This window comes from Providencia sp. AGC89 (assembly GCF_053543535.1).
Genome location: NZ_JBIXLP010000080.1, coordinates 1 through 11456, shown reverse-complemented (window position 1 = coordinate 11456; position 11456 = coordinate 1). Strand labels below are relative to the sequence as shown.

Here is an 11456-nt window from a genome sequence, read left to right as displayed (position 1 = left end):
TGTGTCACTCAGAACCTCGGCTGACGTTTAGTCTTAAAGACCAAGCTTATTTTTTAACACTTCATACGGTGTTTTACCAGCATGAGCTGAGTGGGGGCGATGACAATTATAAAATGCCTCCCATTCAGCTAATTTTTCGTGTAAATCGACATCATCCTTATAATCGATTAATTGATAAAATTCCTGTTTATCTGTTAAATGAGAACGCTCTACTTTCCCATTCAATCTGGGGGTAGCTGGCTTAATATAGACATGCTCCATCCCTAGATCATGAATATGCCAATTAAATTTCGATTGGAATTCGTGCCCATTATCCGTTCTAATCGTTTTGATTCTAAAGGGAAATTTATTTACAACATAATTAATAAAATCAATAGCATTAGCCTGATTGTGCCTTTCATAAATTTTAAGTGCTCTGATCCGTGTCGCATCATCAATTGCTGTATATTGAAAACGTTTAATTCGTTGTCCATCAGGCGTATTAAAAAATAAAAACTTCACATCAACCTGAACATGGTGCCCTGGCACTTGTTTCTGATAACGTTTAAATAGTGGTTTAGAGCGACTTCGCTGATTTTGGGGAAGTTGGTTTAATTTGTTTCTGAGCAATACATAATAGCAGCCAGAGCGTGATATTTTGATGTTATGAAACCGTAGAAGATACCAAGCGATACGTTGGGGACCAAAATGGTAAGTCGTACGCAGATAAATAACCAGCTCTTCGATGTGTTTTGCAACTCTTCTGGTTGGATTTTCAGGGCAGGGTTTATTGTTGATTAATCCTTTCTCGCCATCTCGTTCATAAGCTCTTTTCCAAGTATAAAAAGTTTCTCTACTGATCCCAAAATGACGACAAGTTTTAGCAATATTTTTGCTCTCACGGGCATGATTTAAGATTTTTGTTTTATGTGCAATATCTCGTTTAGCTTTAATGTTCATCATATCTGACCTCCGGCTACAATTAGAAAAAACTAATTGTCAACCGAAGTCCAGACTTTCATAAACCAACTTGGCCACGATGTTGTAGACGACTTAAGCGGCTTTAAGAATGTTAATAGGATTTATATCCTTGGCGGAGGGGGGACTTTAATTGAATCTGCAATTCGCAAAGCATGGGCTCATATCGATGCAAGTAAAATTAAATTGCTTGACTCTCCTCAGACTGCCTTAGTTGAAGCTATAGCAGAATTTAATAGGAAATAATTATGAGTACAGAACGGAAAAAATTTACCTTGTATCTGCATCCTGAAAATGACTCAGATAACCATGCTTTGAATGTAATTGAATCCGTTCCGCGCTCACGACGTGGAGAGTTTTATCGAGAAGCTCTAATCTCCGGTATAGCATTAAATCAATTAGATAGCCGCCTGCCAACGTTGTTGGCGGCTCTATTTACCAACGATCTAACCGCCGACGAGATCATAAATGTCGTTGCACAAACTACAGGATGGAAGCCATCTTATGCGAAAATTGAGGATGTAGTTAAAGCAATAACTTCAAACAATATTGAACCTATCTCTGAAGGCATTAAAACACAGACTATTGATCCTAGTGCTCTTGAGATAACAAAGAATAATCTAAAAAATATTCTTTAAGCAGTAAGAAGTTGAACTGTTTTAATTATATTTAATGAATATTGGAATGATATTCATTTAATGTCATTTCAATATTGGAGCAATCTCTTTTTGAGATTAAAAGATAGAAGTTGATAGGGTGATTTATTTAGGTGGTGTTACGCTAAGATTATCCCTTGTTTGACACAAGAAGAAGGTGTTGAAGTTGCAACGTTCTTTCAATCAAAATTGAAATGAATAACTTATGGTTAAAATATCCTAATGATATTAAAGTAATATTCAAATGCATTCATTTAATATCAAAATAAATTATTTTAGTATTGATATACCATTATAGTAATATCAATAATGCAAGGTTTATAAAACCCAAAATAAGGACAACAAATGGATAACAAAATTTACTGGGTTCATGTTCAAGGATTAGAACATCAAGTCGTATTCAAGGAAAATGAACAGATTCAAAGTAACCCCAATTGGTATCGAGCATTGAGAGATGCAAGGGGAAACAATAATGTTTTTGTGACGTGTTTATGCTGTAAGCGTGACACTGTCACTACAAAACGCCGTTTGAAAGTATCTTATTCAACTAAAACGGATAAGTATTGGTTGTCTGCGTGGCCACATACAGGAAGTGAGCATAGCCAGGATTGCAGATATTATTCAGCTTGGACTAATGCTGTCCTTGCAAAAGGCTATAACTCAGATGTTTTGACAACGCATAGCGACAATTCAGTTTCAATAAAGCTGAAAGTCAGTTTAGATACTAAAACAGTGACGAAAAGTGACGATGAGAAAGTATCAAAGTCAGTAACAAGAACAGGGAACTCAAAAACCAGTATCTCTTTACTGGGATTAATTCATTACATGTGGGAAAAAGCTCAAATCAATGTATGGAGACCCGCATTTGATAAAAAACGGCGTTCAGGCTGGCTGGCAAGTCGCTTAGGTAAACAAGCGACTGAGATTAAAGTCGGTAAAACGAAGCTTTCTGATGTTTTGTTGCTCAATGCTTCATCGACAGGGGAGCCGCAAGATAGAAACAAAGAACGTGTAAATAAGGCGCGAGATAATAAACAGCGTTTAGTGATTATTTCCCTTCTTCCAAAAAATTATAAAAAAGCAATGACACAGATTGAAGAAGGCATTTTAGGGCTTTCTAGTCCTTATGGTTTTCCTACATTAGAAATCAGTAAGGATGTATTCAGTCAAACACAACGTAGCTTTGCACGGGAGCTGGCCCATTGGAAAAATGGAAAAAACACCGTGGCCGTGCTCCAAACTGAGCCGCCAGTTAACTATGACCGTACTGAAAAGGGAATGAATGTACCCGCACGTAAAGCAGAAGTTATATCTATGCAATTAATGGCTGTGACTGAACGTTATATTCCCATTGATTCGTCATATGAGGAACGCTTAGAAGAAAAACTCTATGAAGAATCAAGAAGCTTCATTAAACCGCTACGTTATGACTTATCGGAAGGTGTATTACCTGACTTCATTCTAACAGATACAAATGAGGGGTATTCTCCGTTGGAAGTTTTTGGCATGAACCATGAACAATATCTTGAAAGAAAAGATGAAAAAATTCAGTTCTACAATGAACAATACGGTGAAGTGGGTTGGTGGTCATGGGATGCAACAAAGCAAGATACGATCCCTGATTTACCACCCAAAGTCATTAGTGAAGTGTAAGGGCTAAAACAAAAGAGATTGGTATTTGTATAGTTTGAAAAGATAAAGTATATTTATACTGTGTATATATACAGTATTGGTGTGCTATGCAAATTCCTATCTTTGAAAGTTTGATTGCCTGTGGTTTTCCCAGTCCTGCTCAAGATCACATTGAGCGCAGGCTATCCCTCGATGCTGAATTAATTCGATATCCTGAAAGTACTTATTTTCTTCGTGCATCAGGAAATTCGATGAAAGAAGCAGGGGTACTCGATGGCGACCTACTTGTAGTAGAAAGCCATCTCACCCCAAAACAGGGGGATATCGTTGTCGCAGAGTATAACGGGGAGTTCACTTGTAAATACTTACAAATACATCCTGTGCGGGCGCTCATTCCTGCCAACCAAGCATTTGAACCACTATTAATTACGGAAGATATGGATATACAAATATTTGGTGTGGTTCGCTATGCAGTGCATACTTGTCGGTAGATACCATGTTTGCACTTATTGATGTCAATTCCATGTATACCTCTTGCGAAACAGTGTTCAGGCCCGATTTGAAAGGCAAGCCAATTATTTGCCTTTCAAATAATGACGGATGTGTGATTGCGCGTTCTGCATCCATTAAACCGTTTATTCGAATGGGCGCACCTTATTTCGAAATCAAATCGATAATTAAAGAAAAGCAAGTCACTGTCTTTTCGTCAAACTACCCTTTGTACGCAGATTTTAGTAACCGGTTTATCACAGTGGCGTCTAGTTTAGTGCCACAGTTGGAGGTATACAGTATAGACGAGTGTTTTTGCAATTTAACCGGCATGGATGCTCTTTGTTCCTGGCATGAACTTGGCCATCAATTAAAAAATGAAATTCTAAAGTCTGCGCATTTACCTGTGGGGGTTGGAATATCGACAACAAAAACACTCGCAAAACTAGCAAACCATGCAGCAAAAACATGGAAAAAAACGGAGGGAGTTGTAGATTTAAGCTCTCCTATTAGACAAAAGAAACTCATGGCATTAACGCCAGTTAGTGATGTATGGGGAATAGGGCGGAAATTAGCGCTAAAACTAAAACAGCGGGGGATTAAATCTGCACTAGTGTTAAGCCAGTTACCAACAGCTGAAGCTCGTAAAATACATTCGGTCGTGTTGGAACGAACCGTAAGGGAACTGAATGGGGAATCGTGTCTTCAGCTGGAAGAAATAGCGCCACCCAAGAAACAAATAATATGTTCGCGATCCTTTGGTGAAAAAATAACGAATTACGAGGAATTACGCCAATCAGTTTGCGCTTTTGCTGAACGAGCTGCCGAAAAGCTGCGTGAAGAAAACCAATATTGCCGCTTGGTAACGTTGTGGATCGAAAGTAGTTATTTTGCGACACAACAAACGCATTATCACGGCAATGAAACACAAGCGTTAGTTTATCCATCTCAAGATAGCAGGGATATAATAAATGCAGCAGTGCAATTACTAGAGCGTTTATGGCAACCCAATGTGAAATACAGTAAAAGTGGAATAATGCTCAGTGATTTTTCACCTTCAGGGCTCACTCAGCTTAATTTATTTGATAATCAGCAATCGTATCGAAATAGCGCATCGTTGATGCGCACTATTGATTCGATTAACAGAGATAAAGGTTCCATTTGGTTTGCAGGCCAAGGTATTCAACCACAGGCCATGCCCTGGAAAATGAAGCAGCAATTTTTATCGCCTTGCTGGATAACTCGGTTATCTGATATTCCCATTGCGAAGTGTTAGTGTGGTTAAAAAATACTCAGCCAATTATTTAAATGAATAATCATAAGATTACATACGCTATCCACATTGATAAATGTAGTTATCCCCTGAAAATGGGGATAATACCGCGTTAAATGTTTTTGCCATATTTTGTATAAATGTATTTCTCAGCCGCTTAACAAGCTCTTTTTCATATCTCATGAATTGCACTTTATTGCAAATTGCATTATGATGCAATTTCGGGAGGGGATATGTATACAGTCAAATACCACGAAGAAGCAGAAAAAGAAGCCAACAATTTACCCATTAAAATAAAAGTTAAATATGACCGTATTGTGCAAAAAATGGAATTAAACCCACATATATTAAGAGAGCCCGACACAAAACCTCTTGGGGATGGGCTATTTGAACTAAGAACAATGGGAAATGATATTGCACGAGGAATTTGGGTATATCATAAAGGAAAAACAATTTACATGTTGCGGATTTTCATAAAAAAATCACAAAAAACGCCAAAAACAGAATTTGAGATCGCAAAAGCAAGGTTACAGGAGATACTAAATGATGAAAACGCATAATGAATTACACAATGAGTGGATGAAAAACCCTGAATATCGAGCTGCTTATGAAGAAGAACTACAGAAAGAAAAACTTCAAGCTCTGCTAACAGAATGGCGGACTAACGCGGGTTTAACAAAAGCAGAATTAGCTAAAAAGTTAGGCGTTAATCCCTCTACTGTCACTCGTATGGAGTCGAATGTTGATAATGCAAGTATCCGTAATATTATTAAATATGCGGCAGCTTGTGGTATTCGAAATCCAATAATCTCGCTTTAATTTTGCAGGATTTGAATAATGGTCATTACACATGCGAGCGCAGTAAAAATCACAGAAGTCACATCCAAAAACCCGTATGCCCCATATTTGAAGGGGGTGTTTATGTTTTGGAATAGAAGGCAATGAATATAACTTAGCGGGTCAGTGTAACTACCAATATAATCTCGTTGTTGGTAATGTTATTGAAATAGAGTCAATATTTTACCGGCATCATGTTTCCGAGGATGCTGTTACCACTGTCATTCAAATGGTGCGCGAAGATTTAGAACTCAATCTTGATAACGATAAGATTGCAGCATTACTTGATAATAGTCAGAGTGTCCGAAATTATGATCATAGTTACAGTGATGATGGTGAAGCGGATTGGGCTATTCAACAATATCAAGGCATTCTAGCGCATAAACTTGGTTATGACTGCGCAAAATCGACCGATGAACAAGGAACTGTATATATCGCTTATTGTGTTAGTCGACCGTTGCTCGAAGTGCCATGCGCGTAATGTTCCTTCAGCTTTCTTTCCTTTGTGCGTCCTCTACGAATTAAGCCAGGCATTGAGCCAACCTTAATTCGAACACCCGTTACCCACTTTGACACACAATCGGTGCAGGTTCCCCGTACACTTTCGTGAGGCCAGCTTTTGAAGGCTGTCCTCACTGGTTCACCTCATGTGGACAATGTGGATAACGGGCTTAACGTCAACCACTGCGCCTTTTACCGTTTTCAACGTGGCGCAAAGGGCAGGGGTGCAGCTCCCTGCGGGACCGCCCCTGGTTCACTGCTTAGCTGCGCTAAGCGTTAATGGCGACTTGCCGTTCGCTTCTCTCGCTGCAAGTCGGGTGCTGCCATCTTCATCACCTGTGTGATTAATCTTTCATCGAGCACCTCCGCTTGGCCTAAAACATAGCCTCGTCTCGTCATACAGCAAGCGTAAAGTGCACTCCACCAAAATTCTTGTCGCTGCGCTTCCAACAATTTTGTCTCCGCCCTTGCTTCCTTCCTCGTCTCGGCTATGTACGGCCTTTGCAGCGGAGGAACTCGACGAAAGAAATCATTAATACAAAGGAGGATTCAAAAATGTCATCACATCAAAACCTTGCAGCTCCAGAATCTAACGAAAGAAGGGGGAAAGACCTACTGACGCATGAGCAGAAAGCCGATTTATTGCATTACATTGCACCATTAACACGGTTACACTCCAACGCCATTCGTTTTACGAATGGGTTTCCGCAGAGCCGCAAGCGTCTCTGTCCTTCGGATAGCAAGCGAAACCTAACTGCACGGCATTTCGTGCTTCGCACGGCCGTTAAGGACGCCACGCTTTGCGTGTCGGCCGAATTCATCCTTATCTATTGTCTTTTATCTCTCTGTAAGTACTTCCGCTAGGGCTTTAATTTCGCACCCAAACTCAAGAACTTGCAAGGGTTCGCGTTGCCGCTTCGCGCCCTTGCAAAACCTTTCCTTTGTTTGCTACATCGCCCTTGCCGCGAAAGAACTCACAGAGAGATGTATTAAAACTTGCAAGTAAACCAGGATGTCTTCGGAAAACGTCAAAACCGCCGCTCCTGAATCTTCAGAAAGATGATTTTAAAAGGAAAAAAATATGAAACTCAAAAATTTCAACAAAGACAGCTGGATAGCGAAATGCGAACAAGTGAATAAAGAAGCGTCTAAGGGGTGCGGGTTAAGTGATGTTTTGTATCAGGAGCGATATAACCAATTGTTAGATAGAGCAATAAACGCTTTACCAAAAAGACACATTAAAAAAGCTATTAAAATTGCTGAAAAACTTGGTTATGAGCCTTTTAACCCACATGAGGAAATTAAAAACGAGGATGAAATGGTATTTGATTCATGGTGTTGTGCGCATGGCTTAGATAGAGATTGTTGCCCGATGGGATGTGGCGAGTACTAATAAAGATACAGTTCCCCACACTATTAATAGTGTGGGGAACAACAGAAGGGGAATTTCATGAATTCTAAGTTAAACGTAAATAAAGCCGAACAAATCCTAACTAATTGGAAAAACAAGAAAGAGCGTTTAATAGAACGGTTGATAAAAAAAAGCGAACAAATCAAAAAGTTTAGAAAAATGCCAACAAGCAAAAGGGAGGTGACAAAGCTAAAAAATGCCATTGTAAGTTTTGCAAAAACTAAAGCTGAATTGGATAGCCACCACTGGAGAATAAATAAACGAACAGACCAAAGAGTTCTAGCAGTATGGAAGCGTATCAGAAATTATCTTTTAGATTCACTCGATAACTTAGATCGTACTTTATGCATAGAACTTGAAAATCAATATCAAAATCATATTCATTTTTTAAATCATCAATAAGAGGTTTCCTATGTATCACGCATTAGAGCAGTTCGAAACAGATAATTTTCAAGAAATCAAAAGCGCAGAAATGATGTATTGGGTAGGACGCGAACAAGCCGCTAAAACCACTCCCACAGAAATTAACTTAGAGCGCTTTATGGATGCATTAGCAATTATGCCACCGTTGGATTGGCAAGGTAATAACAATACAGAGTCATTTAAATTGCAAGAAATGGTCATGGGGAACGTGACTGATATTTTTGTCAAAGTCGACAGTCGTTATTTCACGTTTAGAGATTTATCAACGTTATCTCACGCGCAAATTGTTTCGCGTGTGCGTTGTGCTGGACCGCTGGCGCAACAATGAAAAAGCAGGCTTGCGCCTGCTTAATCCGAGCCTTGACGAACTTTAGCGAGAAACTCAAGGCTAACCATAATCTCAAAGGAGATAATCCAATGAATACAAACATCATGGCATACCGTACTAAAACTGTAAAGCCTGAAATACCCGCCATGTCTAAACGTCGGTTAGTGCGCAAGGATATTGCAATAAGTGAAATTGATCCCTGCTATAGGTCAATGGCGCGACATATCGACAAACAACATAAACGTAAACAGCCCATTCGTATACCTGCAATGAATAATCATTCGTTAGGTCAATTGCTGCGCTGTCTAGAACTGCGTAAAGCCTATATTTAAGTTAAATTCACTGCCCCTTTTTAGGGGCAGTTTTGGAGTGTCGATATGTCACAATTAAGTTTTTTTGATGTGGATTTAAGCCAACCAGCGAAAGTAGCCCATCCTATTATCTCAGGTGTGCCCAGTAAGATAGACACAAAGACAGACAAAAAAGTCGAGAAAGCAAACATAACCATAGTTAACGCTAAATCAAAGCGCGATTTTCACAAAGAATTTATTCAATTATTTAATCAAACAGCACGTTATCACAGCCGCTTAGACGTGTATCGGGATTTTATTCATGTTGCCGCGATTTCATTAGAAAACAGCGTGAAACAGTGTCCTGAGTTGGAACAAACTTACTTTAACGTGATTGCGCGTTATGAAAGAGCTGATTTGGATGCGTTTGCGAAACTATTAGCCCTTTGTGTTAACGCCTTAGACCAGCAAGCCACCGATTTTTTAGGTGCGGTGTTTATGTCCCTTGAGTTAGGTGAAGGGGCATGGGGGCAATTTTTTACCCCATTTCATATAAGCCAGTTAATGGCAAATCTCATCATCGGTGATTGCAGCACGATAATTGAACAAAATGGCTATATCAGCGTGTGCGAGCCTACGTGTGGCGCAGGCGGAATGGTAATTGCCTGTGCTAATTCTGTGTTACAGCAAGGCTATAACCCACAAACACAAATGATTGCGGTGTGTACCGATATTGATGAAGTTGCCGCCCGAATGTGTTATGTCCAACTGGCATTATTGGGGATACCTGCGATTGTGAATATCGGTAACAGCTTAACGTTGGAAGTCCGACAAACACTATATACCCCGATGCTCATGTTAAACTCATTTCGCTTTAAATCCTTTCTCACTGCCTAATTCACGTTATTTTCAAGGGGATTTACTCCCCTATTTGCGCATCGGCTTAATCCTGGCATCGAGCCAGGCTCAATCCGACAAAGACAATCCCTGCGCCTTTTTACGCTGACGCGTGGCGCAAAGGACAGGGATGCAAGCTCCCTGCGGGAGCTGCCCCTGATAAACCGCTTAACGTTGTTAAGCTCAAAGGACGCCTTGCGGTTCGATTCTCTCGCCGCAAGTCGGGTTGATCCATTTTCACCTTCACAGTTAGTCTTCCGTTAAGTCCCTCCGCTAAGCCTTAAACATAAACTCAGCTCGTCACTCATCAAGGGTAAAATGCACCCACCTGAAATTTATTGGCCACTTCGTTTACCCAAAAATTTAATGTGGGCCCTTGATTCACTCCTCACTTCATTTATGACCGGCTTTCGCAGCGAAGGAACTCAACGAAAGAAATCATAACTGAACAGGAGAATCAAAAATGTCTCAACAACAAAACCTTGCAGCTCAAGAATCTAACGAAAGAAATGGAAAATACGAAATCGTCATCACGGCTATTGAGGTGAAGAATGCTCAAGCTCGTTTAAAATTTTTACCTTCAAAATTAGGGCGGTACTGTATTGCCTTTGAAAATGCAATCTATAACTGGATGACACGGAACGCCGTAGCCTATAACGGCGGCTATTGGGATTTTTTTCAATTGTCGAATGGCGGTTTTTATCTGCAACCAACAAAAGGCTATATGCTCACTTCACCGAATGGATTTATGGACGATGTAAGTGCCCAAGAAGCGGGGATTATTGTCACTTTAATGATGTTAAGTCATTTTTCATTTGTGACCTATGAAAAAGAGCATCACGAAGATTGTGAGCGTATTTCTGCTTATTTTCATCAATTACGGGATTTTATTTTCACATTATCCCCTGAATCACAAACCAAAATATTAAACGCCATTGATTAACACTATCCCGCGCAAGTCTCAGGCTTGCGCTTCATTGAACATCATCAATCAATAAATCAGAAAAAGGTAAACGAATATGGAACAGCAAACATTATTATCGGTTGGTCAAGTGGTTTACACTAATTTATATAATCTCGGTAAGGGGGTTATTGTTAATATTCATGGTGAGCAAAAACCACAAAGCATAAAGAATATGTATAATGTTATGGTCACAGGGGGCAATGCAGAATTTGATATCGTATTCTTTAATGGAAATAAATCAAATCGTTTGCCGGAAAGTATTTTACACGGCGTACAATGGAAAATTGAAAATGAAACGGTTGATCAAGAAACCATTAAATCATTAATTGAAAAAGCTGAGGCACATGAACAAGCCGAGAAAGCCGAAGAAGAACGAAAGATAAATGAATTTAAACAAGGTGTCGAATTCCAAAAAAGCAACAAAGAATATTCGCACTTAACACAGATAACCTCTAATTCAGATAAGAAAGTCAAAATAGTCGGTAAAAATATCCGTGCTGAGTTAAAAAAACATTTTCCAAAAACAAAATTTTCAGTTCGTAAACAATACTACAGTACTTACCATGTTTCATGGTCAGATGGTCCAACAGTGGAGGAAGTCGAATCTATAATCAATAAATATGAAACATCGCGTTTTGATAGTTATACCGATTATCATTATAGTGAGACATCACCTTTTAATGTAGTTTATGGTGGTGCTGATTATGTTTTTACACATCGGGATTATAGTGATGAAATAATCGCATTGGCTATCAAATCATTGATTGATAAATATGGCGAGTCATATGAGTTTGATAC

The 11456-nt window shown here is 39.3% G+C and carries 17 protein-coding genes; 16 read left to right on the top strand and 1 reads right to left on the bottom strand.

The annotated features are described in order from the left end of the window. Positions 1 to 33: 33 nt before the first annotated feature. Positions 34 to 942 (bottom strand): IS481 family transposase, encoded by a 909-nt coding sequence (locus tag ACIPUA_RS17520; RefSeq protein WP_394350850.1) that lies wholly within the window; start codon positions 940 to 942, stop codon positions 34 to 36. Between the two features lie 33 nt (positions 943 to 975). On the opposite strand from ACIPUA_RS17520, the gene ACIPUA_RS17515 reads away from it, so the two are divergent. The 16 genes from ACIPUA_RS17515 to ACIPUA_RS17440 all read left to right on the top strand — a co-directional run. After that, a complete protein-coding gene (locus ACIPUA_RS17515) occupies positions 976 to 1203 on the top strand; it encodes a hypothetical protein (protein ID WP_449059924.1) in 228 nt (75 codons plus the stop codon). Between the two features lie 2 nt (positions 1204 to 1205). Further along, positions 1206 to 1595, top strand: a complete 390-nt coding sequence (locus ACIPUA_RS17510; RefSeq protein WP_449059923.1) for a plasmid partitioning/stability family protein — start codon at positions 1206 to 1208, stop codon at positions 1593 to 1595. Positions 1596 to 1958: 363 nt separating this feature from the next. After that, a complete protein-coding gene (locus ACIPUA_RS17505) occupies positions 1959 to 3266 on the top strand; it encodes a DUF1173 family protein (protein WP_449059922.1) in 1308 nt (435 codons plus the stop codon). An 86-nt stretch (positions 3267 to 3352) separates the two neighbouring features. Continuing rightward, complete coding sequence (gene umuD / locus ACIPUA_RS17500; RefSeq protein WP_449059921.1) at positions 3353 to 3736, top strand: translesion error-prone DNA polymerase V autoproteolytic subunit; 384 nt, start codon at positions 3353 to 3355, stop codon at positions 3734 to 3736. A 5-nt stretch (positions 3737 to 3741) separates the two neighbouring features. Next, on the top strand, positions 3742 to 5010 hold the full coding sequence (gene umuC / locus ACIPUA_RS17495) for a translesion error-prone DNA polymerase V subunit UmuC (RefSeq protein ID WP_449059920.1): 1269 nt from the start codon (positions 3742 to 3744) through the stop codon (positions 5008 to 5010). 230 nt (positions 5011 to 5240) lie between these two features. Beyond that, positions 5241 to 5567 (top strand): type II toxin-antitoxin system RelE/ParE family toxin, encoded by a 327-nt coding sequence (locus ACIPUA_RS17490; RefSeq protein ID WP_449059919.1) that lies wholly within the window; start codon positions 5241 to 5243, stop codon positions 5565 to 5567. After that, complete coding sequence (locus ACIPUA_RS17485; RefSeq protein ID WP_371007701.1) at positions 5551 to 5826, top strand: helix-turn-helix domain-containing protein; 276 nt, start codon at positions 5551 to 5553, stop codon at positions 5824 to 5826. The genes ACIPUA_RS17490 and ACIPUA_RS17485 overlap by 17 nt, the downstream gene beginning before the upstream one ends. 247 nt (positions 5827 to 6073) lie before the next feature. Continuing rightward, a complete protein-coding gene (locus ACIPUA_RS17480) occupies positions 6074 to 6325 on the top strand; it encodes a hypothetical protein (protein ID WP_449059918.1) in 252 nt (83 codons plus the stop codon). A 166-nt stretch (positions 6326 to 6491) separates the two neighbouring features. Then, complete coding sequence (locus tag ACIPUA_RS17475; RefSeq protein WP_449059917.1) at positions 6492 to 6689, top strand: hypothetical protein; 198 nt, start codon at positions 6492 to 6494, stop codon at positions 6687 to 6689. Positions 6690 to 7426: 737 nt separating this feature from the next. After that, complete coding sequence (locus tag ACIPUA_RS17470) at positions 7427 to 7738, top strand: hypothetical protein (RefSeq protein WP_449059916.1); 312 nt, start codon at positions 7427 to 7429, stop codon at positions 7736 to 7738. A gap of 57 nt (positions 7739 to 7795) precedes the next feature. After that, on the top strand, positions 7796 to 8158 hold the full coding sequence (locus ACIPUA_RS17465) for a hypothetical protein (protein ID WP_449059915.1): 363 nt from the start codon (positions 7796 to 7798) through the stop codon (positions 8156 to 8158). A 10-nt stretch (positions 8159 to 8168) separates the two neighbouring features. After that, positions 8169 to 8507 (top strand): hypothetical protein, encoded by a 339-nt coding sequence (locus tag ACIPUA_RS17460; protein WP_449059914.1) that lies wholly within the window; start codon positions 8169 to 8171, stop codon positions 8505 to 8507. A gap of 89 nt (positions 8508 to 8596) precedes the next feature. Further along, a complete protein-coding gene (locus ACIPUA_RS17455; protein ID WP_449059913.1) occupies positions 8597 to 8839 on the top strand; it encodes a hypothetical protein in 243 nt (80 codons plus the stop codon). Between the two features lie 45 nt (positions 8840 to 8884). Continuing rightward, the gene (locus ACIPUA_RS17450) at positions 8885 to 9694 is read left to right on the top strand and encodes an N-6 DNA methylase (protein WP_449059912.1); all 810 of its coding nucleotides are present in this window, start codon (positions 8885 to 8887) and stop codon (positions 9692 to 9694) included. Between the two features lie 463 nt (positions 9695 to 10157). Beyond that, the gene (locus ACIPUA_RS17445; RefSeq protein ID WP_449059911.1) at positions 10158 to 10637 is read left to right on the top strand and encodes an antirestriction protein; all 480 of its coding nucleotides are present in this window, start codon (positions 10158 to 10160) and stop codon (positions 10635 to 10637) included. A 76-nt stretch (positions 10638 to 10713) separates the two neighbouring features. Then, the coding region (locus tag ACIPUA_RS17440) for an LPD29 domain-containing protein (RefSeq protein ID WP_449059910.1) at positions 10714 to 11456 on the top strand (743 nt) is incomplete at its 3' end.

Excerpts from the sequence above, each read along its gene's own strand:
- ACIPUA_RS17520 (WP_394350850.1), bottom strand. The coding sequence starts at position 942 with ATGATGAACATTAAAGCTAAACGAGATATTGCACATAAAACAAAAATC.
- ACIPUA_RS17510 (WP_449059923.1), top strand. The coding sequence starts at position 1,206 with ATGAGTACAGAACGGAAAAAATTTACCTTGTATCTGCATCCTGAAAAT.
- ACIPUA_RS17505 (WP_449059922.1), top strand. The coding sequence starts at position 1,959 with ATGGATAACAAAATTTACTGGGTTCATGTTCAAGGATTAGAACATCAA.
- umuD (WP_449059921.1), top strand. The coding sequence starts at position 3,353 with ATGCAAATTCCTATCTTTGAAAGTTTGATTGCCTGTGGTTTTCCCAGT.
- umuC (WP_449059920.1), top strand. The coding sequence starts at position 3,742 with ATGTTTGCACTTATTGATGTCAATTCCATGTATACCTCTTGCGAAACA.
- ACIPUA_RS17490 (WP_449059919.1), top strand. The coding sequence starts at position 5,241 with ATGTATACAGTCAAATACCACGAAGAAGCAGAAAAAGAAGCCAACAAT.
- ACIPUA_RS17485 (WP_371007701.1), top strand. The coding sequence starts at position 5,551 with ATGATGAAAACGCATAATGAATTACACAATGAGTGGATGAAAAACCCT.
- ACIPUA_RS17480 (WP_449059918.1), top strand. The coding sequence starts at position 6,074 with ATGGTGCGCGAAGATTTAGAACTCAATCTTGATAACGATAAGATTGCA.
- ACIPUA_RS17475 (WP_449059917.1), top strand. The coding sequence starts at position 6,492 with ATGTGGACAATGTGGATAACGGGCTTAACGTCAACCACTGCGCCTTTT.
- ACIPUA_RS17470 (WP_449059916.1), top strand. The coding sequence starts at position 7,427 with ATGAAACTCAAAAATTTCAACAAAGACAGCTGGATAGCGAAATGCGAA.
- ACIPUA_RS17465 (WP_449059915.1), top strand. The coding sequence starts at position 7,796 with ATGAATTCTAAGTTAAACGTAAATAAAGCCGAACAAATCCTAACTAAT.
- ACIPUA_RS17460 (WP_449059914.1), top strand. The coding sequence starts at position 8,169 with ATGTATCACGCATTAGAGCAGTTCGAAACAGATAATTTTCAAGAAATC.
- ACIPUA_RS17455 (WP_449059913.1), top strand. The coding sequence starts at position 8,597 with ATGAATACAAACATCATGGCATACCGTACTAAAACTGTAAAGCCTGAA.
- ACIPUA_RS17450 (WP_449059912.1), top strand. The coding sequence starts at position 8,885 with ATGTCACAATTAAGTTTTTTTGATGTGGATTTAAGCCAACCAGCGAAA.
- ACIPUA_RS17445 (WP_449059911.1), top strand. The coding sequence starts at position 10,158 with ATGTCTCAACAACAAAACCTTGCAGCTCAAGAATCTAACGAAAGAAAT.